The sequence below is a fragment of the Sphingobacterium sp. UBA2480 genome (assembly GCF_002341965.1).
Classification (GTDB): Bacteria; Bacteroidota; Bacteroidia; order Sphingobacteriales; family Sphingobacteriaceae; genus Sphingobacterium; species Sphingobacterium multivorum.
This window is the reverse complement of record NZ_DDPA01000004.1, coordinates 460,014-483,344: the sequence shown is the minus strand read 5'-3', so window position 1 is coordinate 483,344 and position 23,331 is coordinate 460,014. Positions and strand designations below refer to the sequence as shown.

Here is a 23,331-nt window from a genome sequence, read left to right as displayed (position 1 = left end):
ACTAATTTAGGTCGAGGTCAATCTTCTGTTCACTAATATAGCTTTTAAGTGTTGTATTACCAAAAGCATCCAGTGTATTTTGAAAATCTTCCCGATAGTCAAATTGAAAGTCTTCATGAAGTTTACTGTATTTGCCCACCGCATGCTTGATACGCCCTGTTATATATTTATGTAATTTATGGGCAGCAGACTGATAGGAGGAGGCGAAAAGCCTGTCGTAATCAGCGATGGCTCTCTTTAGGATATAGCATCTGAATTCTACTTCACTGATTTTATCCTTCGTGACTTTTTCGTGCTCATTCACTAAACCGCTTGCTTGTTTGATAAGCTTGCTAAGCGCGATAAAATTACTGTGTTGTGGCGTATTACCAATTTGACTCAAACCACTATCGAACAATTGTTGCAGCTGCTTTCGTAGTTTTTCAATACGTTCCTCTAAATCCTCCGCATTCTCCAATAATTGGAAATGCAATTGCTTGATCAGCATTTTGTCCTTGCTTATCAGGCGTACGAGGAGTTTGTCTTTTTCCTTTTGGGGTAGGTCAAGGACAGCTTTCTTTAGTTCGGCATCTTGATGTAAGGACATAATCTGTGTGTTTTAGTGTAAAGAGAGTTATTGAGCGAAAATTCAGGCACGCTGTCAGTGTGCCCGAATAAATTGCTCGTTTCATCAGCCGGAGTTTATGTACGCAATAGCTGCCCCACATTTACCGTCGCTTGCTATTAATACAATATTCTGAACTTAATTGTATTGTCGATCTGTTTGAGTTGTTTCAATAGATCTTTATCATATTCACCTTGTATATCGGTTACCGCATAGCCAATGTCACTTTTGGTCATTAGAAATTGTGCAACGATATTGATGTTATTTTGGGCATAGACCTTATTAATCTGAGCCATAATTCCGGGAACATTTTGGTGGATATGCAGCAATCTTGTGACCTGTTTTACTTTTGGTAAAATTAGATTTGGGAAGTTGCGACTTAAATAAGTATCACCATTGTTGATAAAATCGGCCATTCGACGCGGAATAAACTCTGAATTTTTCTTTTTATTTTTCTTGTCGTCGAAAACGACAATACCTTTTGCATTGCAGATATCCTTATTGATATGCCCTTTGATATCGCCCAAATATCCGATTGTTTTTAATTTGTCGGCCTGTTGAAGCTGTTCATCACTGATGTCGATATTGTCGCCCAAGAGCAGCATCCCTACATCCTTTACATACTTTTCTTCGAATGTATCTTTTGTGCGGATAGAAAAACCGTCTCTTTTTAAGATATGAGCCGCTATTTCTGGTACATCTCCCACGATCAAACAAAGGATACGATTTTTAGGATAAGAGATGGCACGGGGCAGATCATTTACATATAAGAACTCATCAAAACTAGGTGTGATGAAGTCTGCTTTCTCAGTGACACTTTTACGTTGGATATTCTCTGTGAATGCAAAGAATTTTTCAATTAATCCCGATTCCTTCAGTTGAAAATCTGAATAACCGTCACCAATGCCAAACAGTCTTCCTTCAATATTTAATTGTTTTAATAATTGCACTTTTCCACCTTCATTTGATAATGGATTCTCTTCGTCAAAACCGATAATATTACCGTCTTCATCAAATCTGAATGTATTGGCATAGATATTTTCGGTCTTGATATGATACGGTGTAACAACAGGTGTAATAAACTCCTTAAAACCTCCTGAAACGATCCATGCGGTGTCGGCGTGTTTCTTGAAAAATTCACGATTTCGGGAAAAAGAGGTTGAAACTTTTTTCTTAAGATGTGAAACAAGTTTATCTAGATGAGATTTATTGGCATTTAATAGTTTTACGCGACCAGCCAAAGCCTCACGGAAAGATAGTTTACCCTCCATGGCAAGATTGGTGTACCGCTCAATTTCGTGATAGATAGATTCGCGATCCGGATGGTTCTCAAGAGAGATTCGTGCAAGTTCATCAAGTGCCTCTACTTGTGTAAATGTACTATCAAAATCAATGATGTAATAGTTTTTCATCTTGTTATTTTTTTATGAAACGATCGTGAGAGTGCTGAATGCTAATCTCCGATATCGGTAGGTGCCGATGGTTTCAAGGTTCGGTTGTTTGTTATGTTATCGTTTTATTGTTTGTTATATAAATCTGCAATTTCCTTCAGCGTTTGTTCCAAAGGCCGATAACTGTGGTTTAGGAGCCTCTGGATTTTAGCGTTGGAATACTGCAATTTGGCACTTGAAGCCGCCGCTGTTTCCTTTGTCAATGTTGAATCCGATTTTTTAAATACGGAAAGCATGCTGGAAACAGTAGAGGCAATTTGGAGTAAGGTCTCGGAAACTTCGATTGTCGGTTCTGGCTTGTTCATTAATACACTTGCCACGCTCAACAGATCCTTGTTGCTTATATTGAGATGATTAATGATATAGCGTTCAGCAGTAATATCGTCTCGCTCCATCAATTGAATCATGATCGCGGCAACATCCTCTACATCAACAACACCAACACTTCCTTTTGGGTAAAATCGTAGCCCTTTATTGATCATTGAAAAAATAGCTCCAGAGCCTTTGTCGTTGGCCGAAGCACCTAAAATTACGGCGGGGTTGACAATTACTGCACTTAAACCTTCGTTAATGCCACGCCATACCTCCATCTCCGCCTGATATTTTGACAACGAATAGTTGGATGTCAGTGAATTGTGCTCCCAGTGGTCTTTCTCGGATACCGGCAGGTTGTCTCTATTTGTCCCTAAAGCTGCGATTGAGCTGACATGGAGTAAGCGAATGCCCTTTTCAAGGCAAAGATTGACCACATTTGTCGTTCCTTCCACATTCACTTTAAAAAGCGCTTTAGCATCTTTCTTTTGGTAGGAAACCAATGCTGCACAATGGAAAACTTTAGTAACGCCTTCAAGAGCATCTTCTAATTCAAAATAATTGTTGATATCAGCGTCGATCCATTGCACCAACGAAGAAGATAACAACGAGGCCGGAATAGTCGATTGAGCTCTTTTGATGGCTATGACGTCAATTCCTTGGTCTATCAACTGTCTGATTAGTGTAGACCCTAAAAAACCTGTTCCTCCAGTTATTAATATCACTTGATAAAGATACTGTTAAAAATAATGTTTTCAAAAGTTAGTTAATAAATGGATATTTGTGTGAATTGCATCCTGAAAAAACCTTCATGCTTTCGCGGGTATCAAATACCATGAAAGTCAAGGTAGATTCTTTCAGTCCAATTAAAACAGTCGCTTTCAGAACAAATAGGAGATTTTACAAATTATAGCTTATGTCATCACTGTCCGTATTCTTTAGCCCGATTTCAATTACAGGTTTTGCTCCTGAGCATGGGTTCTTGAGTTCTCAACTAGGAAACGTTATTCAAGCCTATGAAACAGATTTTCCGAGCTGGGAAACGGATAAACAGCCTCAGTTGGCTATTGTCGGTGTGGAGGAAGATCGTGCATCCATCAATAATAATGGAACGGATAAAGCGCCGGATGCTGTTCGAAAACATCTTTATGCACTATATCAGGGCGATTATACGATGAATATCGTTGATTTGGGAAATATCAAAGCAGGTAATACGATTCAAGATACCTATATCGCTTTAAAATCTGTCGTGGAGGAACTGGTCAAAGAGAATATTCTTCCGATTATCATTGGCGGTGGACAGGACCTTACCTATGCACAATATTTGGGGTATCAAAATTTAGAACGAAAGATCGAGCTAGCGATTATAGATGCTCGGTTTGACCTTGATGAGGAGAACGCCGAAAATGTAAGCCTGAATTCCCGATCTTATGTGAACCATATTATTTTGCATCAGCCTGACTATTTATTCAATTTAAATGCCATAGCCTATCAAACTTACCTCGTCAGTAAAGAGTCTATCCATATGTATGATAAACTATTTTTTAATGCAACACGAGTCGGTATGATTGCGGGTAAAATGGACCAATCAGAGCCTTTGATCCGAGCAGCGGATTTGATTAGTTTTGACATAGGAGCCATTCGGGCCTCTGAGGCGCCTGGAAATGCCAATGCAATGCCCAATGGTTTATTTGGCGATGAAGCTTGTCAACTTGCCCGTTATGCGGGGATGTCGGATAAATGTTCTTCCATCGGTTTTTATGAATTCAATCCAACATTTGATCCAATGGAACAGACGGCTATGTTGGTCTCGCAAATGATTTGGTGCTTTATTGATGGTTATTATAATCGGAAACAAGATACGCCGTTGTATCCCAAATCATCTTATATCATTTATCGCACCACACTGGAAAACGAGGAGCATGAATTGGTCTTTGTGAAAAGTAAAAAATCAGACCGCTGGTGGATTCAAGTGCCTTATTTTGGATCTAAATCAGTCAACGAACGCTATTACCTCGTGCCTTGCCGTTATGAAGACTATCAATTGGCTGTCTCAGGTGAAATGCCCGATCTATGGTGGAAAACACACCAAAAATTGCAATAAAGCTTCGTTGAACGGTACATTGCTCTGATTCTGCTTCGATGGCGAAGCGGATGATGCACCTTGTAAATTGACAACAGCTTGCTAACTGACTACAGACTTTTTATAAGTGTTTTTAGTCGTGCAGATCCATTAAGTTTGAGATGTTATAGGTTTAATAAATGCAATGATGGTTAAACAGACCTGCTCAGGTAAGCATACACCATCTTCAGAAAATACAAATCATGGAAATATTTTTCTTTGCGGGAATCGTATTGTTATTGGTCATTTTGATCGTATTGGTATTAAAAAAGAATACCGATTCCAGTGCTGGTCCTGCATACAATAAAGAGGTTGAAACACTAAAAATTGAGCTTGCCAGATCGCAACAGCGGGAACAAAGTTTGCTGGAAGAACGCCTTATGCTAAAAAATGAATTGGATAAGGAACGGGAGAATCTTCTGGTCGCAGAGCGGTCTTTAGAAAGTACACGTTCATTTTATGAGGCGCAGCTCGATAAATTTCAGGAACAGAAGAATGAAATCGCCGAGATTAAACGGCAGTTCAACAATGAGTTTCAGGTTATTGCCAATAAAATATTGGAAGAGAAGACACAAAAGTTTACAGAGACCAATCATCGTTCCCTGGGGTTGATTTTGGACCCATTGAAGGAAAAAATCAAATTGTTTGAAGAGAAAGTCGATAAAAATTACAATCAGGAGGCAGCGGAAAGAAATTCTTTAAAGGGAGTTGTCCTTCAGCTGGTCGAACAGAGTCTTAAAATTAAAGACGAAGCCAATAGCCTAACCAAGGCATTAAAAGGGGATACCAAAAAGCAAGGCAATTGGGGCGAGGTAATTTTAGAGCGGGTCCTGGAGCGTTCTGGACTGATGCGCGATCGCGAATTTAGATTACAGGTCTCTCTTATGGATGCCGAAGGAAGAAGAATGCAGCCCGACGCGATTATCGACCTTCCTGAAGATAAACACCTGATTGTGGATTCAAAAGTTTCGCTAATTGCGTACGAACGTTGGATCAACGCCGACACGGATGAGGATCGTGCAATTTTCGCAAAACAACACGTACAGTCCGTGGAAAATCACGTGAAAGAACTTTCCGCAAAAAACTACCACGAGTTGTATGGTATAGAATCGCCAGAATTTGTATTGCTATTTATGCCCATAGAGTCGGCTTTGAGTATGTCTGTGGCGCAAAAACCAGATTTGTTTAGCGAGGCTTGGGATCGCAAAGTTGTTATTGTAAGTCCTTCTACCTTATTGGCAACCCTGCGTACCATAGCAAGTATCTGGAAACAGGAACGTCAGACCAGGAATGTAATTGAAATAGCAAAGGAAGCAGGAAGCCTTTACGATAAATTTGTGAGCTTTCTGAACGATATGGAGCAGGTGCAGAATCAGTTGGAGCGCGCATTAAAAAGCCATGAAGATGCAACTAAAAAACTTTCTACAGGAGCTGGGAATGTGATTGGAAAAGTAGAGAAATTAAAACGTTTAGGAGCTAAAGCAAATAAACAGATCGATTCCAAATTTTTAGATGAGGAAGATTAACGATGAGGAAGATTAACAAAAACGGACTTGCCGAAAGGTAAGCCCGTTTATAATTTTTAGCTTCGAAATGCAAAACCTACTTTGCTAACTTCTGCTAGCGGTTCTACTAAAGCTCTTTCATGCGCTTATTGATGGAAACATCAACATACGTATCCTTTAAACGGTCTACGGCTTCTTTTTGAACGGTGACATTGGTGTCTGATTCGTAATCATGAATAGTCCTTTGGTTTTGGACTTCGTTGTCATAAGGATCCTTTCCTGCCAAAAGTTTGACGATTACCGGAAGACATTCGAGGAAGACAAAAAGCAACGCAATAAAAAATACAGCATTTGCATTGGACTCGTTAACCTTTCCATTGGCATCGTACCTTAGATTGCCCAGCGCAGAGTTGCGGTCTGCAAAACCAGCGACATTGACGGCGCTGTCCAAAGAAGCGTTGGATAAAACTTTTTGGTCCAATATCCCTTCAAATTTCTGTTTCTGGCGTATAGCGTTTTGCTGGGTCGTTATCTTGTTCCGTAAAGTGTCCAAATAGCCCTCTTTTTTCTTCAGCTCTTCTTCTTTCATTTTGGCATAAGGGCCATACCCCATGACACCGGACGTTTCAGTTGTTTTGTTACCGAATATCTCGTAGTTCAATTTTGTACGGTCATTTTTAATGCTGGATTCCAATGAGTCACGTTCTGTCGTGGTTGCTTTCAAAAGTGCAACTTCATTGGCATATTTCTTATTGAAAGTACTGTTGAGCGTGTCAATTTTAGCGCGTTGGTCGGCAAGAAACCGTACACGGAGGTTTTCCCGGATCTCTTTATCGAAGATTTTTAACTCCAATGGCCTAGAGATAACCAACCCGATCAAAATAGCCAATAAAATTCGCGGCAGGGCCTGCAGAAGCTGCATAAAGCCACTTTTGGATTTATTAATACTGAGCACAATATAGCGATCCATGTTAAATATCGCTAAACCCCAAATAATACCAAATACAATAGCTAAAAGCCAGTCAAATGTTCCCCCACTAAAGACGAAATACATGGCATAACCACCCGAAAGGCTGGCAAACAATCCCGTAAAAAAAATAGTAGCACCTATGGCTGTGTACTTACTATGTTCTTCCGGATATTTTTCAAGAGTTTCTTGATGTATCCCCGCACATCTCCAAAAGAAACGGTTAATATCGCTCATTAATATATTTTTACTCAAATTGACAGATTATTTTTAACAAGATTTATGAATAAGTTTTTGTTTTACAATAGGATGACTGTTTTCATGCTCCTTTGTAACGCCTCCCCCAGAAGACACAGCATTTGCCTAATTTTATTATCTTTGAAAAAAATCAGGAATAATCAGATAATATGAAGAAAAGACAACTTTTGCCATTCTTTGCGATAGTGGCAACTGCATTTGTTGGTTGTGAGGAAAAAAAAGTGATGACAGATAATCCTCTTTTATTGGCTTACGAAACCCCATTTAATGTACCACCTTTTGACAAGATCAAAACAGAGCATTTTAGGCCAGCGTTTGATGAAGCAATAAAAATACACAATTTGGAAATTGACACAATAGTCAACAATTCGGATAAAGCAACATTTCAAAATACGATAGTCGCCTTAGAAAATGCGGGTGGATTACTGAATAATGTATCAACTGTATTTTATAATCTCAATAGTGCCAATACGAATGACAGTATTCAGGCAATAGCGAAAGATCTGGCCCCCATCTTATCGAGTCATTCGGATGAAATCTCGATGAATACCAAATTATTTGACCGTATCAAAACAGTTTGGAGCAGCCGAAATACACTTGGACTGGACGAACAGGATAATAAACTGTTAGAAGAAACCTATAAGAGTTTTGTTCGTTCTGGCGCAAATCTAAAGGATGCGGATAAGGAAAAAATGAAAAAAATTAATGCTGAACTTTCAACATTAACAACACAATTCGGACAAAATTTGCTTGCTGAAACCAATGCTTATACATTGGTCGTTGATTCCGCGAGCCAATTGGAAGGCTTGCCGGAATCGTTGAAAACGGCAGCAGCTGAAGAAGCCTTAGCAAAAGGAAAGAAAGACAAATGGGTCTTTACCTTACAGAATCCGTCCATTATGCCCTTTCTTCAGTATGCAAAAAATCGTGAGTTGAGAAAACAGCTTTGGGAAGCCTATCAGTTGCGTGGCAATCAAGATAACACCAACGATAACAAGGCAATCATTCAAAAAATTGTTAATCTCCGTCTTCAAAAAGCAAAATTATTGGGTTATTCTTCACATGCAGCTTATGTACTCGAGGAATCCATGGCGAAGAATCCGACCAATGTCTATGCACTGTTAAATAAACTTTGGACTCCAGCACTTGCTAAAGCGAAAGGCGAGGAGGCTGATATCGCACAGGAAATTAAAGCTGAAGGCGGCAATTTTGCTGTCGCTCCTTACGATTGGAGATATTATACAGAGATTATTCGCAAAAAACGTTTTGCATTGAATGAAGACGAAATTAAACCTTATCTGAGTCTTCCGGCAGTTCGTGAAGGAGCATTCGGTGTCGCCAATAAATTATATGGTTTGACATTCGTAGCCTTAAACAATGTCCCAACCTACCATAAAGACGTAGAAGTGTATGAAGTTAAAGACAAAGACGGTTCACATTTAGGTCTCTTATACGCTGATTTTTTCCCGCGCGAATCAAAAAGAGGCGGTGCCTGGATGACTTCTTATCGTAATCAGTCGACAAAAGATGGAAAACGTGTTGCTCCGGTAATTTCCATCGTATGCAATTTCACAAAACCAGTGGGAAAAAATCCTGCCTTGTTGACATTTGATGAAGCAACTACCTTGTTCCATGAGTTTGGACATGCGTTGCATGGTCTTCTTTCCAATGTAAGATACCGCTCAATGGCCGGAACTTCTGTACCACGTGACTTTGTTGAGTTACCTTCACAGGTGATGGAAAATTGGGCAGCAGATCCAGAGGTATTAAAAACATATGCTAAGCATTATAAGACGAAAGAAGCGATGCCAGATTCATTGATTCAGAAAATGGAAAAGGCCGGTACCTTTGATCAAGGATTTGCAACCGTTGAATACCTTTCTGCTGCGTTGTTAGACATGGATTATCATGCTACCACAAAAGAAATTTCAAAAGATATTAATGGCTTTGAAAAAACGGCAATGAAAAAAATAGGTATTATTGATGCTATTATTCCGCGCTATAGAAGTACATATTTTCAACATATTTTCGCAGGTGGGTATTCTGCAGGTTATTATGCTTATATCTGGTCTGAAGTATTGGATTCGGATGCTTTTGCAGCTTTCAAGGAAAAATCATTGTACGATCAAGTGACAGCAGATTCTTTCCGTAAGAATATTCTTGAAAAAGGAGGTACAGATGATCCTGCTAAGATGTACCGTACGTTTAGAGGTGCGGATCCAGATCCAAAATATCTATTGAAAAAGAGAGGTTTGAACTAATACTCACTAATCAAAAAAAGGCGATATAGAAATATATCGCCTTTTTTTTGTTCAGGTACTTGTTATTCTAAAAACTATTCTTACATTTGAATATTATTTATAATGAGTCTAAATAAATAAAGATGCTATGTGTGACACAAAAATTCTAAGCCAAAGAGGAGATACCCATATTAGTGTTTGCCATAAGTGTCAGACCTATTATATCTGGCAACAAAGTTTTGTACTGACATTTACGAAGAAAAAATTCTTCGACTTCTTGAATATTACGAAAAGTAATGGGGATGAACTCTTTTTTAGCACATTTCCAGATGGTGAATTTCGATTGATCATGAAAACACCTTATCCAGATATCGTATTTTCATTTGACGAAGAACAATGGCAGAATTTCAGAGATGCGCTCCAAGAATCTTATTACATGAATGAGTTTTATGGAATGCTGAATAATTAAGATAAAAAGTCCTGTTGCATCGCTTGTGTTTCATCTCTCTTTCCTTATGCGTTGACAACAGGCACAAACAAAACCCTCAGTTATAGCTGCATAAGTGTACGCAACTGTATCCTGAGGGTTCTTTTTTACCTATATATTGATTACTCGCCTATCGCGTAATATTTAAAATCAAGGTCTTCAAGTTCCTTACGGTTCAATAGTTTACGGCCATCGAACACAAATGCAGGCTTTTTCATGTGCTCCTTGATTTTGGCCCAGTCATAGTTCTTAAATTCATCCCATTCAGTCAATACTGCAATTGCATGTGCATCATTGCAAGCCTCATAGGCGGTATTGACCACCTTTACCAAGGCCCTGTTTTCTTCCGAAGATCGGGTATTCAGATAATCGAGGTCGGCATAGATGCGTTCAGCAGAAACTTTGGGGTCATAGACCGTGATTTCAGCTTGTTCACTCAATAGATAATCAGCCACATAGATCGCTGCAGATTCACGGGTATCATTCGTGTCTTTTTTGAATGCCCAGCCTAAGAAAGCAATCTTTTTGCCCGATACAGTATTATACAATGTTTGGATAATGTTGTCTGCAAATCGCTGTTTTTGATAATCATTCATCAAAATCACCTGATCCCAATACTCGGCAACCTCTGTGAGACCGTAACTCCGTGCGATATAAACTAAATTTAGGATATCTTTTTGAAAACAAGAGCCTCCAAAACCTACAGAAGCTTTCAGAAATTTGGATCCAATTCTGGAATCCATACCGATCGCCTTGGAAACTTCATCTACATTCGCGCCTGTTTTCTCGCATAGTGCCGAGATGGAATTAATGGAGGAGACGCGTTGTGCTAAAAAGGCATTTGCGGTTAGTTTTGACAGTTCAGACGACCAAAGGTTTGTTGTGAGAATCTTGTCGCGACTTACCCAATGTGCATAGATATCGACCAATGCAGCAATAGCTTCATCATTCTCTCCACCTATAAGCACGCGGTCCGGATTGATTAAATCCTGTATCGCTGTTCCTTCAGCCAAAAATTCAGGGTTGGAAAGAATATGGAAATTAACACCATTACCCGTGTTATCCAGGATACTTTTTAAAGCTGCCGCTGTGCGAACGGGTAAAGTCGATTTTTCAACGACAATTTTGTCGTTTTTGGCAACCGCTGCGATCTGCCGTGCACAAAGTTCAATATACTTTAAGTCCGCAGCCATCCCCTTGCCTTTTCCGTAATTCTTAGTCGGTGTATTGACCGAAATAAAAATCATGTCGGCCTCGTCGATAGCTTTTTCGATATCGGTTGAGAAAAACAAATTGCGATGACGCGCTTCCGCAACAATCTCTTGTAAACCGGGCTCGTATACAGGAAGGTTATCGAGATTTTCATCATTCCAAGCCGCGATACGGGCTGCATTGACGTCGACGATCGTAATCTCAATATGTGGACATTGCTTTGCAACAACTGACATGGTAGGTCCACCAACATAACCAGCACCGATACAGCATATTTTCTTGATTGTTTTGCTCATTTTGATTATCTTAATCAGCTATAAATTGAAGAACAAACTTAGATAAATTGCTTTTGATATGCAATACAAAGCACAGCATATCAAAACAATTTATTTATAGGAGCTGGCTCATCACTTGTTCTGCTTTCTATTTGCATAATTGCCCTTATGCAATGCTATTAAAGAAGCCATTTCGTAGTGGAGATGCAAAAGATTTATTCTAATTTTACATTAAAAAAGAAACGTTTTGATAAAGCAGGAAGTTATTGATAAGGTACTGGAAACAGCACGGATAGAGGAGGTGGTGGGAGACTTCGTGGATTTAAAGAAACGGGGAACTTCTTTGATCGGAAATTGTCCTTTTCACCATGAAAAGACACCCTCCTTCCACGTTTCTGTTTCGAAGGGCATCTATAAGTGTTTTGGTTGTGGTGTCGGTGGGGATTCCCTTAAATTCGTCATGGAACTGGAAAAGTTCTCATACCCCGAAGCCATTCGTTATTTAGCCGATAAATATTCCATTCAAATTGAAGAAGTTGAGCGTTCTCCAGCCCAGCTTGCCGCGCAGGATAAACGGGAAAGTCTATATGTGCTAAGCGCTTGGGCCAGTAAATTCTTCGCCGAGCAACTCTGGAAAACTGAAATGGGGCAGGTCATCGGACTCAACTATTTCAAGGAGCGCGGCTACCGTGAGGATATCATCAAAAAATTTGAATTGGGTTATTCGCCTGAGGAATGGACGGCATTGGTCGATAAAGCACAGGTAGCGGGTTTTCACCCAGATTATTTGGCCGCGAGTGGTTTGGCTATTGAACGCGATGATAAATCTTTATATGATCGTTTCCGTGGCCGGGTCATGTTTCCGATTCATAACCTTACAGGCCGTGTCATTGGCTTTGGTGGGCGGACACTAAAGACCGACAAAAAAGTCGCCAAATATGTAAACTCTCCTGAAAGCGAAATCTACCATAAATCCGATGTACTGTATGGATTGAATTTTGCCAAAAAAGCAATTATGGAAGAGGATAATTGCTACTTGGTCGAGGGCTATGCAGATGTTCTCTCGGTACATCAAGCTGGAGTCGAAAATGTTGTTTCCTCCTCAGGAACTTCCTTGACAACAGGTCAGATCAAGCTTATTTCCAGATTCACCAAAAATGTGACCATATTGTATGATGGGGATGAAGCGGGGATCAAAGCCTCCCTACGCGGTACAGATATGCTGCTCGAAGAAGGCTTAAACGTGAAGGTACTGCTTTTTCCCGACGGTAATGACCCCGATTCTTATGTGCAAAAGTTTGGTGCCACGGCTTTTAAAGATTATGTCAAATCCAATCAGCAGGACTTTATTTTCTACAAAACGAATATTCTGCTTCGTGATGCCAATAATGATCCAATAAAAAGGGCCGAGGTTATTCGCGATGTGGTCGAAAGTATTGCATTGATTCCCGATGAAATTAAGGTTTCTGTTTTTATCCGCGAATGTAGCAGCCTTTTGGATATCGAAGAGCGTATTTTGTTGGCTGAACTCAACAAGATTAGGCTCAATAGAGCAAAGAAGGCGGATAAGGATGCTGCTCGTAAAACTCAGAGTCCGCCGCCAAATACAGGGATGCCCCCTTTCGGAATGGACGGGCCACCGCCGGATTTCTTTATGACAGATGATGAAAGGGCGGGATTACCTCCCATAGAGTCTGTAGAACAGCCTGCACAGCTGACTTCGGAAATTCTCCAGGAACGTGAGATCGTCCGAATTTTAATCAACTATGGTGATTATCTGGCAACCTGGGAAGGTGACGGTGATATTCCAGTTGCAGGATTGCTATTGGGAAATATCAGCGACATTGAATTTAAGGATAAAGCTGCGGCTTATATTTTAAACGTCTATAGAGAAGCTGCGGAAAAATACGAAATTCCAGATACGAAACAATTCTATTCAAACTCTGACCCTGCTATAGCAGATTTGGCGATCAATTGCGTTGCCAGTAAATATTCGCTCAGCGAAAATTGGAATGACGATAAGCGTAAAATTTATGTAACGCAAGAATACGAACATCTAAAACAACTTGTCGTTACAGCGATCTATCGGATCAAGAAACGTAAGATCGAAGCAGAAATGCATCATATTCGCGAAGAAATGAAACATGAACAAGATGTGGCCAACCTGGAAGTCCTTATTTTTAAATATCAAAAATTAAAAGAAGCCGAACGTCTATTAGGCGGCTTTCTGGGCAACACTATTGTAAAGTAATCTTTGATATGGCAAAGCATCTTGAAACGGGCGAATGGGGCGAGCAAATGGCCATGGAATACCTCGTCAAGATAGGCTATAAAATAGTGTTAAGAAATTGGCGATTTAAGAATTTAGAAGTAGATTTGATTATCGTGGACAAGAATACCTTGGTATTTGTTGAAGTAAAAACGCGGTCGGGAACGGATTTCGGCGAACCTTACGAATTTGTGGATCGCAAAAAACAGCGTCTACTGATTCGTGCAGCTCAGGCTTATATTCTTAAAACAGGTTATGTCGGTGAAGTCAGATTTGATGTTGTCGCAATAACAAAATCTCCCAAAACAGCACTCAATCATATCAAAGATGCGTTTTGGGATAGTTGAGGATACGTACTTATAAATAACTATACATAGATGAGAAAAATAACTTATTTTATGGCAATTGCAGCACTAGCTTTTGCTTCTTGTAAGTCAAAAAAATCAAGTTTGGAATTTGCCTCTCCTGGAGCAAATCAAGCTGTTTTAAAAGGTGCTCAGGTCCAATTGAAATTGAAATTTGAATCTGTATCAATGGACTCTGTGGCTTATTTTGTAGATGATAAACATGTAGGGTCATCAACAGATACAACGGCAATTACGGTTGATACCAAAGACATGGCCTATGGTACACGTAATATTTCCGCCCTGGTATACAATGCTGGAAAACCCGATTCTGTTTCAAGTACATTTTATGTTGTACCTGAAAATGCGAAGAACTATGGTTTTGAGGTTGTCAACAAATACCCGCACGATACCACAGCTTTTACACAAGGGCTACAGTTTGCGGATGGTATTCTCTACGAATCCAATGGCCGTTATGGAGAGTCCAACTTGAGAAAGGTCGATCTAAAAACAGGCAAAGTACTCCAGGAGATCAAATTTGATGAAAAGACTTTTGCCGAAGGAATGACATTGGTTGGTAATAAGTTATTTATGTTGACTTGGCAACAGGGAGAAGGATATGTCTTTGATAAAAATTCTTTTGTCAAGGAAAGTTCCTTTAAATATGAAAATAGCAAAGAAGGTTGGGGCTTGACCTACGATGGCCAGCATTTGATAAAGTCTGATGGATCCAATAAATTGTTCTTTTTAGATGCAACGACCGGTAAAGAGCTAAATGCTATCGGAGTTTACGATGAAGCTGGACCCGTGGATGAACTTAATGAACTGGAATATATAGACGGCAAAGTCTACGCAAATGTCTATCAAAAGGATGTTATTGTTATTATAAATCCTCAAACAGGAGCGGTAGAAGGACGGATTAATCTTGTTGGTATCTATGAGCATACTTCCGCTTATGACAATGAATTGAATGGAATTGCTTACGATCAAGCTGGAAAACGTCTTTTTATAACAGGGAAGTTATGGAATACATTATTTGAGATCAAGACAGTTGAAAAATAAATGAACTTCAAGTCTTGATCCTTCTTCGTAAGGTCGACAGTATTGCAAGTTTGTGTAAAATTAGAAGGGGGTATCCAAAAGATTGGATACCCCCTTTTTCATGCAATTTTATACGTATTCCGCTGCCACATCATTTTAGAGATTCAATTCTCAACGGGTCTGATTTGGCTTTTTGAGCATTTTCTTTTTTATTGGCCCCATTCTTTTTTGAAGTATGGATGTTATCGTATGAGGCATGCAATTCAATCTTTTGTATAATGATGCCTCAAGGGCTGAGACAGATCGCTTTTAGAAGTGTATGGAGTGAATGAAACATTATGGCGAGCAGATCTCCGGGAGCGTGCCTCTCTAATAAAGAAGAGCAGAGTTTACCCGACATCAATATAGCTGATGGGTGTATGCTATTATTGTTGGCTGATTTCGCTAGAATAGGCAGTTATAAAAGGAAACTAAAAACCCCTTTGAACCAGTAGGAGCAAAATAGTTAAAGCAAAAAAAGGAATGAAGTTTGAAACTCCATTCCTTTTTTTATATTGATTTAATTTCGATTAATAAATCGGAGTAAACATCCAAGTATCGTCAAAACGAGATGAACCGTTAAGTCCAGTCGTGATGTAACCGTTGTTTCCTACAGCGAAACCAACAGCATCTTGGCGTGCTGAACCAGCGAAAGCGCCGTTATCATTTGTCCAGTAGTCACCAGAAATATTATATTTCCATGTACTATTGATTACTGCATTTTTGTAACCACCAACAACGAATGGTGTACCATTGATCGCGAACGCAGAGGCATTTGAACGAGTCAAATCGTACGTATATGAATTATCAGCTCTATTGATATCGTTCAATTTAGTCCATTTGCTACCATCAAATTTATAGAAATCTTTTGGGTAAGAACCGTTAGAAATACCACCACCTACATAGGCTACATTATTGACAACAAAAGAGAAAGCTGCTTTTCTTTTCGCTGAAAAAGGAGCATCACTAATTGCTTGCCAAGTATTAGCAGCAGGATCATATTTGTAAAACTCATTGGTATTTGTTGTTCCACCACTAACTACAGTTTCACCGGTTCCAACATAAGCCGCACCGTTTAAAGTAAAAGCTACTGCATTAGACAAAGCAATAGGAAGTGGAGCAATGCTTGACCAAGCACCTTTTCCGCCGTTAGCTGTAGGGTCAAATTTGTAGAAATCTGTTAGGTTGTTTGTTCCGTCATTTCCACCACCAACATAACCGACATTACCAATGGAAAAGCCGATGGCACCGTTTCTATCAACACCTGTGAAAGGTGCTTTTTCAGCCCAAGTATCTGATGCTGCGTCATACGCATACGTGTCTTTCACGCGGAATGGTTTACCACCAGCGTTACTTGCTAGACCAGTAGTGACATATGCAACGTTATTTATCAAAAAGCTAGCAGCAGATGAAGTTTGTGGCCCTTTAAAAGCAGCTTTTGCAAACCATTCATCTGATTTGGTTGTGCTGTCGTCACTTTTTTTACAAGAAGAGATAGTTGTAACTGTAAATACAAAAGCTAATAAAACGAGTAGCCAATTTTTCTTGTTCATAAATTATTGAAATTTAGTATAAAGGATGTTTAATTTAATTTTCGGATCATTCTCATTATCTTTTGCCAATATTAACCTGTCTCCAGTTGAAAACAAACTCGATGTCGGTAAAGATAGATATAATGAAGTGTTTTTGTATGCTGTTGTTTTAATTTTTGTCAAATATTCAATCAGATTGAATGTATATTTTCCATTGGAACCAAAATCATCGCCAGGAACTAATGTAGGTGCTTGCACACTTCTAGAATCAGTCGCATAGGGTGTTAATAACATACTAATTGGGTTCCCGTTTGGACTGGCAATCATCAAAATTACATTCTTGGGTTGCGCAAAATTTGTTTTGGCTCCATTTTCTACTTCGATGATCAGTTCCGCTTTATTGATTGCAATGGATGGATTGTTCACCAATTCTAATAACGTTGGAAATTCAATTTTTGCTACAACACCAGTTGAGCCTTCTAAAAATACATTGCCATCAGTTTGTTGACTTGCAAGTTGCGGATTTTTTAAGGTCATCGGCGCAAATTTTGTTGCAGAGCGATCTGCTTCAATTTGATTATACTGATAAGCCTTGTTATCAATGGAAAAATATTGTTTGCCAACGGATTTTGTTCCTTCATTATTCAGGAATGAATAATGGACCTGTAAAAATACAGTGTCTTTGAATCCAATTACTGCCGTATTGCTATTGTCAGGGACAAGTGCCAATCCTTTGAAATACTCTTGGAAACTTGTACTATTTTGAATTCGGTTATCATTATTTTTGATCATTGTAAACAACTCATTGCTAATGCTGTTGTTGAATCTAAAAAATAAGGAATCTGCCGATTGTATACGCGGTTTAAAGGAAAGTTGTGCCAGTGGGGTATTTTCATAGGCAAACTTTTGTTTACTGAATATCGCTGCTGAACTTACAAAAACAGGACGTTCATCAACAGGTTTGGTTAAATCAATCTGTGTTTGCGTAATTTCTTCTGTGACACGGTGTACTGCTATCTTTTGTACTTTCGTTGTATCACCGTAAAAATATTTGTTTGGCTTTAATACCAAGGTTACAGAATCCAAGGTAGCATCATCAGGTATAGAAGCATTACTTATCGTTCCTACTCCTAGGCGCATATAAGCTGTAGACTTCATGCTACCCGTAACAGCATTGCTATTCTTTCCTACGAGCATTGTTCCAGTAGCAGAAGTCGGAATATCGTCCAATTGATAAGTCGAAACTTTGGCGGAAACCGTATCAATTGGTACTAAACCGATTGTTTCATCTCTTGAACTATCCAATGAGAGCGAAATGTCTTTATTACAACCAACAAAAGCGGCCAATGTAAAAAGTGGAAGTAAAAGTTGAATACTACGTCTCTTAAAGTCTTTAATCATATTAATTTTTGAATAGTGCAAAAGTAATCAATGCGAACTGTTAATCAGTGTTATATTTTGTTAAATATGGTTAATTACCACAGCGATTGCAAATCTAGTAATTTAAATTTGTTTTAGTTATGGGTAGAAGATTTAAATTACTGATCAGTTTGATCGTTTTAATAGGGGCAGGAATTACTGTAGTGCTAGGCTTTTGGCTTTATGGAAGTTATACCAATCGTCGCGACCTGTTCCTTTCTACCGCAGAGCGTTCACTCTTCAATGCTGTTCAGGAGGCATACCAAGCGCGCAATGGTGATCGGAAGTTAGATGGCCACGAGGCTGATCGGAATCGCCTCCTCCAAGATGTAAAACGAGAGCTTCTGGGCTTATTGCCAGCTGCTGAACTCGATAAGGCTTTACAACGTGTAAGCGCCGAACGACCTAAAAACGAGCGATTTGATCGCGAGATCCACAGTAGGCGGGAGAAAATGTTTCCCAAAGACCGCGAAGGGCAAGGCGCAATTATCCCGCCCTTTCTGTTCCGTGACTTTGAGATGAACAAAGCCAATCTGGATTTGATCGAAAGGAAGTTTAAAGAATCCCTGAACAATAAGAGCATAGCAGTACCATTTGAAATGGCTATTGTCACGATTCCACACGATCAAATCAAAGATGTACGACGCAAATACCGCGAAGCAAATCTTGCTTGGACGAGACCCATGATGGTTAATCCCATAAAAAATGAATTTCTTGTTATCAAGTTTCAGGAGGATTGGAAGTATTTGCTGTATAGCTTAAGTTGGCAGCTGTTGATCTCACTGCTTTTGATTGGACTGCTGCTTGGGACATTCTTCTATTTGATGAAAACCATTCTCAACCAAAATAAGATGGCCGAGCTGCGTAAGAACTTTGTCGATAACATGACGCATGAACTAAAAACACCGGTTTCCACTGTGATGGCAGCTATAGAAGCGATACAGTTGTATGGTGTACAGGATGACCGGGAAAAGATGAATCGTTATCTGAATATCTCCAAAAAAGAACTGGAGCATCTGTCCAATATGATTGAAAAAGTGCTTCAGATGGATATTGATGCAACGAGAGGGATTGTGCTGCAGCGTTCTGATTTTGATCTTGTCGCGATGGTGAAAGGAGCCATTGAAGTTGCGCAGCTGAATAAGGCCAAGCAAGTGGACTTTAAGCTCATTGCCGTTCCAAGTGAGATAAGGATCAATGGCGATGAAGCCCACTTAAAAAATGTGATCAATAATTTACTGGAAAACGCGATAAAATATGCTGGACAGCACGTTTATATCGAGGTAGAAGTGAAGGAAATGAAAGAAAATGTCCATATTCGTATTACAGATAATGGTAACGGAATATCCGCAGAATACCATAATCAAATCTTTGATATGTTCTTTCGGGTTCCTTCCGGTAATCTGCACGATGTGAAGGGTTTTGGCTTGGGGCTTGCTTATGTCAAGCAGGTTGTAAAAAGGCACGAGGGCAAGATCACAGTGGACAGTGAGCTGGAAAAAGGGAGTACCTTTAATATCCGATTACCTTACAAATAAAAAGCAATATTTATATTTCAGAAAGAAAATAGGGCCGTTTATCGGACAGTAATTAGGCTGATTTATCCTAAAGATTTCTTAGAAACAAAGCCGAAATATATTTTGATTGAATGACAACGCTATGATTGAAATTTTATATGTAGAAGATGAGCCAAGTCTTGGGATGATCGTTGCCGATAGCCTGGAGGCGAATGGATTTAATGTCACCCATTGTAGCAATGGTCATGAAGCCTTGGAAGCATTTACAGCGGCTCGGCCGGATATTTTGGTCGTAGATGTCATGATGCCCGTGATGGATGGCTTTACATTGGCAACAAAAATACGCGAATCAGACACGCAGATACCCATTATCTTCTTGACGGCCAAAGTGCAGACAGAGGATGTTGTAAAGGGATTTCGTTTGGGCGGAGACGATTACGTCAAAAAACCGTTTAAGATTGAAGAATTGGTTGTGCGGATAGAGTCCCTGTTAAAAAATAGCCCCAAAATGCTGTTCGGCCAAAAGCTGATGATAGGAGACTATAGCCTCGATAGCCTAAAACATCAGTTGACCTATCAAGGTGAGGTGCTTAAGCTGTCTTTCCGTGAAAGTGAACTGCTGCGGAAGTTATACGAACAAAAAGATAAGGTCATCCCACGCGAGGATATCATGCGAGCCTATTGGAGTCATGATAAATATTTTACGGGACGAAGCTTGGATGTGTTTATCAGCCGGATACGAAAATACCTCAGTCAGGATGACCGCATCAAGATTACCAATGTCAGAGGAGTTGGCTATATGCTTACTGTTGATTGATTGATTGATTGATTGATTGATTGATTGATTGATTGATTGATTGATTGATTGATCGGAGTGTTCCACGTGGATTGGCAATGGTGCATATTAACGACGGGTTTTCATTTCTCCTTTTCTGCCGAGTCCCCGAATATGGTAGGTAAAACTTAATATGGCGTAGCGTGTTATTGCATTTGATTGGGATACACGTACCCAAAGATCATTGACCTGCTGATTGATGTTTTTATTGTCATTAAATAGATCAAATACCGTGAGATTGATCTCGGCATTCCTACGTTTGAACAATTTCTTGCCGATAGAGACATTCCACAACAAACTTGTCGTACTTGGTGAATTCAGGATGCTGCCATTGTAAAGGTAGTTGAACGTTGAATTGAGCGTCCAAGTTTTTAATAAAGTCAATGCAATGGAATTACCAATGGTATGTTTATAGACCGAATAATTCGATTTTTCGCTGGCTGAGTTCTTGGAGAAGGCGATGTTTCCATTGTAATCCAGTCCGATAATGACATCCTTACTGAATGCCGTGTTTACACCGACCCGTTGACTCAGGCCGTACGTTTGCGCATTGACCTTTTCGAGATTCAATAAGGTGTAATTCTGGTTGAAATAGAGGTTATTGTTTAGGTTGAAGTTAAGTTTCCATGGTTCAAGGCGGTATCCAAGGCTATTTTGCCATTTGAGATTATAGACCCCATTGAAATTTTCGGGCCTGATGTATTGCCCACCAGGCCCGAGTATAACATCCGCTGCGATCGTAAATGCTGAATCTGTGGTGAAAATGGTATTGGAGATTTTATGTTCAATAAAATCTGCTGTAATGTCAGAGGTGAAACTTCTGCCCGAGCCTTTATTGATCGATCTAAATTGTACCACAAGGTTATGGTCATATTCTTGCTTAAGATCCGGATTTCCCGAGCTAATGCGTAGTGGATTTTGATTGTCTATAAAATCTTGCAATTGCTCGATGGAAGGGGTATTTGTCTTTGCATTATACCGAAACTCGACCCGAGTATCCTTATTGAAATTATATTGGAAGTTGAGGTTAGGTAGTAGGCTATTGAAGCGGCTTTTTGTGGTCAGTATATTCGGAAACAATTTATCATTGACCTGTGAAGCCGTCTGATAATCTAAACCAATCTGAAATCTTATGCTATCCTTTTTGTTAAATAAGTAGGAAACCCCACCGCTATGGTAAACAAAATCATTCCGGAATTCATTGGAAAGACGATTTTTTAATTCCCCTAGCTGGCCTGTTTCGGCCAGAAATTCATAGGTCCTGCGGTCCGAATAGCGTGCCGTATTCCGAAAAGTATAATTCCCTTGCAACCGGGAATACTTACCGAGCATCTCGGTATAGGCTATCTTTGAGCGAAAGCCGTTATTGTCACCCATGGTATAGTTCCTATTGTTGACGGTGTCGACCCGGCTGAATAAGCCCTCTTTATAATAGGAGTTTAGCGCAAAATTTTCCGCATGACTCTTGTTGCTGTTAAATGAACCATTGAAATTAAAACTGATCGTGCGCCCAGGTTTGTTGAGTCTCCGCATGTAAGTGAGGTCTCCGCCCCAGTTGAAGTTTTCTCCAAAGCTCTTATTCCTACGGTCGGAACTATTCAGCATTTCTGCTAGATTTAACAAGGTATTGCCTGTGGAACTTGTATTCCTATCGTTACTTTGATAGGAGAAATTAGGCTGAAAGTCCAGTTTCTGAATCGAATCTATCTTCCAGTTTGCGCGGATAGAGAAAGCATGATTGTTGCCGTAAGTGCTGTTTAATTGATCTTGATTGTTGATTTGGTTGGCCCGGTTACCTGCCGTATATTCTGTTTTATTTTGGCTGACGATGTTATTGTCCGTATAGTTGTAGGTATAATTCGCATTGAAGTCCATGCGGTCATCGAAAAAGCGATCCAAGTAGTTGAAACCGGCGTTAAAGCGCGTCGTCACCCCTTGTCCGGTACGTCCTCTGGTGTTTCCGCGGGTCGCAAAACCATTGGGCTGATTAACATTGTTGGTATTGATGTCAATTGAATATTGCCGTTTGGGGTTCATTTTGGTTACCTGTGTATTGACGGCATATTTTCGGTCGGGACCCGCACCTCCGGAGAGCTTGCCAAAATAGGATTTTCTTTTATCAGGCTTGGTGACAATATTGATCACTTTCATGCGTTTTCCATCGTCAAAACCACTAAACTTGGCCTGCTCGGTTTTGTCATCGATAATTTGGATCTTGGCGATAACATCGGCCGGAAGGTTTTTTAGAGCAACCTTAGGATCGGTACTAAAAAACTCCCGACCATCAATAATAATCTTATTGACAGGTTCGCCCTGCGCTTTTACATTGCCATCTTCATCAATTTCAACACCAGGAATCTGTTTGACCAATTCGTCAGCATCTGCAAAATCCTGCGTGATATATTTCTTGGTGTCAAACTCCAGCGTATCTCCTTTAACCTGTATACTGCTCGAAGAAATGTTAATTTCATCCAGTACAATCTCGGCATTCGTGAGTTTAAACATTAAATCGATTGTTTGCCCGATTAGTTTTACACGCCGAAGATCCATGCTGTAGCCCATCGGCTGTGTACTGACCAAATAATCTCCGTTGGGAAGTGTACTGCTGCTGAACCGGCCCAAAATGTCCGTCGGAACCTGGACTTTACTGGAATCTTTTACCGCTATAATGGTGATGCTTGCACCTCTGATAGGCTGCGAAGTCGTATTGTCAAGCAGCTTGCCCGTAATATACTGTTGGGCTTGCCCGTTTTTCCCCAATAGCGATAAGCAGATAGAAAAGAACAAAATGGTCCAAAGTTTGATCTTCATCGGTCGAGGTGCAAATGTGTTTTAATGTGTTGTTGACGGTTATATAATTTTATTTCCCAAAAATATGGCACTATTTGTTACGAATTATTAT

The 23,331-nt window shown here is 39.8% G+C and carries 17 protein-coding genes; 9 read left to right on the top strand and 8 right to left on the bottom strand.

Features of this window, described 5'->3' with window-relative positions; all coding sequences use genetic code 11:
- Window position 1 precedes the first annotated feature (1 nt).
- The 3 genes from B3600_RS09395 to B3600_RS09385 form a co-directional block, all read right to left on the bottom strand.
- Complete coding sequence (locus tag B3600_RS09395) at window positions 2–586, bottom strand: hypothetical protein (RefSeq protein WP_070561391.1); 585 nt, start codon at window positions 584–586, stop codon at window positions 2–4.
- A gap of 137 nt (window positions 587–723) precedes the next feature.
- The gene (locus tag B3600_RS09390) at window positions 724–2,016 is read right to left on the bottom strand and encodes an HAD-IB family phosphatase (protein ID WP_070561389.1); all 1,293 of its coding nucleotides are present in this window, start codon (window positions 2,014–2,016) and stop codon (window positions 724–726) included.
- A 104-nt stretch (window positions 2,017–2,120) separates the two neighbouring features.
- The gene (locus B3600_RS09385) at window positions 2,121–3,092 is read right to left on the bottom strand and encodes an NAD-dependent epimerase/dehydratase family protein (RefSeq protein WP_286752777.1); all 972 of its coding nucleotides are present in this window, start codon (window positions 3,090–3,092) and stop codon (window positions 2,121–2,123) included.
- A gap of 191 nt (window positions 3,093–3,283) precedes the next feature.
- Here B3600_RS09385 and B3600_RS09380 point away from each other — a divergent pair, with 191 nt between their 5' ends.
- Together B3600_RS09380 and rmuC are read left to right on the top strand one after the other, a co-directional pair.
- Window positions 3,284–4,471 carry a formimidoylglutamase gene (locus B3600_RS09380; RefSeq protein ID WP_070561385.1) on the top strand — a complete coding sequence of 396 codons (1,188 nt, stop codon included), beginning with the start codon at window positions 3,284–3,286 and terminating at the stop codon, window positions 4,469–4,471.
- 221 nt (window positions 4,472–4,692) lie between these two features.
- On the top strand, window positions 4,693–6,015 hold the full coding sequence (gene rmuC, locus B3600_RS09375; protein WP_286752776.1) for a DNA recombination protein RmuC: 1,323 nt from the start codon (window positions 4,693–4,695) through the stop codon (window positions 6,013–6,015).
- 106 nt (window positions 6,016–6,121) lie between these two features.
- On the opposite strand, the gene B3600_RS09370 is transcribed toward rmuC, so the two are convergent.
- Entirely contained in the window at window positions 6,122–7,198 is a 1,077-nt protein-coding gene (locus B3600_RS09370; RefSeq protein ID WP_286752775.1) for a DUF4407 domain-containing protein, read from the bottom strand.
- Between the two features lie 170 nt (window positions 7,199–7,368).
- Here B3600_RS09370 and B3600_RS09365 point away from each other — a divergent pair, with 170 nt between their 5' ends.
- Together B3600_RS09365 and B3600_RS09360 are read left to right on the top strand one after the other, a co-directional pair.
- Entirely contained in the window at window positions 7,369–9,480 is a 2,112-nt protein-coding gene (locus tag B3600_RS09365) for a M3 family metallopeptidase (protein ID WP_286752774.1), read from the top strand.
- 127 nt (window positions 9,481–9,607) lie between these two features.
- Window positions 9,608–9,928, top strand: a complete 321-nt coding sequence (locus tag B3600_RS09360) for a hypothetical protein (protein ID WP_070561379.1) — start codon at window positions 9,608–9,610, stop codon at window positions 9,926–9,928.
- A 140-nt stretch (window positions 9,929–10,068) separates the two neighbouring features.
- Here the strand turns inward: B3600_RS09360 and B3600_RS09355 are convergent, their stop codons facing one another.
- Window positions 10,069–11,454 carry a nucleotide sugar dehydrogenase gene (locus B3600_RS09355; RefSeq protein ID WP_286752773.1) on the bottom strand — a complete coding sequence of 462 codons (1,386 nt, stop codon included), beginning with the start codon at window positions 11,452–11,454 and terminating at the stop codon, window positions 10,069–10,071.
- A gap of 226 nt (window positions 11,455–11,680) precedes the next feature.
- Between B3600_RS09355 and dnaG the strand changes: the two genes are divergently transcribed.
- From dnaG to B3600_RS09340, 3 genes are read left to right on the top strand one after another with little or no spacing between them, the layout of a single operon-like run.
- Window positions 11,681–13,684 carry a DNA primase gene (gene dnaG, locus B3600_RS09350; RefSeq protein WP_115046406.1) on the top strand — a complete coding sequence of 668 codons (2,004 nt, stop codon included), beginning with the start codon at window positions 11,681–11,683 and terminating at the stop codon, window positions 13,682–13,684.
- A gap of 8 nt (window positions 13,685–13,692) precedes the next feature.
- Window positions 13,693–14,049: a YraN family protein gene (locus tag B3600_RS09345; RefSeq protein WP_286752772.1), complete on the top strand. Its 357-nt coding sequence runs from the start codon at window positions 13,693–13,695 to the stop codon at window positions 14,047–14,049.
- Between the two features lie 30 nt (window positions 14,050–14,079).
- Window positions 14,080–15,108: a glutaminyl-peptide cyclotransferase gene (locus B3600_RS09340; RefSeq protein WP_046672698.1), complete on the top strand. Its 1,029-nt coding sequence runs from the start codon at window positions 14,080–14,082 to the stop codon at window positions 15,106–15,108.
- 548 nt (window positions 15,109–15,656) lie between these two features.
- Here the strand turns inward: B3600_RS09340 and B3600_RS09335 are convergent.
- Both B3600_RS09335 and B3600_RS09330 read right to left on the bottom strand, forming a co-directional pair.
- Entirely contained in the window at window positions 15,657–16,679 is a 1,023-nt protein-coding gene (locus B3600_RS09335; RefSeq protein WP_286752771.1) for a Kelch repeat-containing protein, read from the bottom strand.
- 3 nt (window positions 16,680–16,682) lie between these two features.
- Window positions 16,683–18,059, bottom strand: a complete 1,377-nt coding sequence (locus B3600_RS09330) for a DUF4270 family protein (protein WP_286752770.1) — start codon at window positions 18,057–18,059, stop codon at window positions 16,683–16,685.
- 119 nt (window positions 18,060–18,178) lie between these two features.
- Here B3600_RS09330 and B3600_RS09325 point away from each other — a divergent pair, with 119 nt between their 5' ends.
- Window positions 18,179–19,615, top strand: a complete 1,437-nt coding sequence (locus tag B3600_RS09325) for a sensor histidine kinase (protein WP_286752769.1) — start codon at window positions 18,179–18,181, stop codon at window positions 19,613–19,615.
- 121 nt (window positions 19,616–19,736) lie between these two features.
- Window positions 19,737–20,411, top strand: coding sequence for a response regulator transcription factor (locus B3600_RS09320; RefSeq protein ID WP_070561365.1), 675 nt, complete (start codon window positions 19,737–19,739; stop codon window positions 20,409–20,411).
- Between the two features lie 87 nt (window positions 20,412–20,498).
- Here B3600_RS09320 and B3600_RS09315 read toward each other — a convergent pair whose 3' ends face one another.
- A complete protein-coding gene (locus B3600_RS09315) occupies window positions 20,499–23,240 on the bottom strand; it encodes an outer membrane beta-barrel protein (RefSeq protein WP_286752768.1) in 2,742 nt (913 codons plus the stop codon).
- Window positions 23,241–23,331 lie beyond the last annotated feature (91 nt).

Coding starts and splice junctions, on each gene's coding strand:
- B3600_RS09335 (WP_286752771.1), bottom strand. CDS start 16,679: ATGAACAAGAAAAATTGGCTACTCGTTTTATTAGCTTTTGTATTTACA.
- B3600_RS09330 (WP_286752770.1), bottom strand. CDS start 18,059: ATGATTAAAGACTTTAAGAGACGTAGTATTCAACTTTTACTTCCACTT.
- B3600_RS09320 (WP_070561365.1), top strand. CDS start 19,737: ATGATTGAAATTTTATATGTAGAAGATGAGCCAAGTCTTGGGATGATC.
- B3600_RS09380 (WP_070561385.1), top strand. CDS start 3,284: ATGTCATCACTGTCCGTATTCTTTAGCCCGATTTCAATTACAGGTTTT.
- B3600_RS09345 (WP_286752772.1), top strand. CDS start 13,693: ATGGCAAAGCATCTTGAAACGGGCGAATGGGGCGAGCAAATGGCCATG.
- B3600_RS09315 (WP_286752768.1), bottom strand. CDS start 23,240: ATGAAGATCAAACTTTGGACCATTTTGTTCTTTTCTATCTGCTTATCG.
- B3600_RS09360 (WP_070561379.1), top strand. CDS start 9,608: ATGTGTGACACAAAAATTCTAAGCCAAAGAGGAGATACCCATATTAGT.
- B3600_RS09355 (WP_286752773.1), bottom strand. CDS start 11,454: ATGAGCAAAACAATCAAGAAAATATGCTGTATCGGTGCTGGTTATGTT.
- B3600_RS09390 (WP_070561389.1), bottom strand. CDS start 2,016: ATGAAAAACTATTACATCATTGATTTTGATAGTACATTTACACAAGTA.
- B3600_RS09325 (WP_286752769.1), top strand. CDS start 18,179: ATGGGTAGAAGATTTAAATTACTGATCAGTTTGATCGTTTTAATAGGG.
- rmuC (WP_286752776.1), top strand. CDS start 4,693: ATGGAAATATTTTTCTTTGCGGGAATCGTATTGTTATTGGTCATTTTG.
- B3600_RS09370 (WP_286752775.1), bottom strand. CDS start 7,198: ATGAGCGATATTAACCGTTTCTTTTGGAGATGTGCGGGGATACATCAA.
- B3600_RS09395 (WP_070561391.1), bottom strand. CDS start 586: ATGTCCTTACATCAAGATGCCGAACTAAAGAAAGCTGTCCTTGACCTA.
- B3600_RS09340 (WP_046672698.1), top strand. CDS start 14,080: ATGAGAAAAATAACTTATTTTATGGCAATTGCAGCACTAGCTTTTGCT.
- B3600_RS09365 (WP_286752774.1), top strand. CDS start 7,369: ATGAAGAAAAGACAACTTTTGCCATTCTTTGCGATAGTGGCAACTGCA.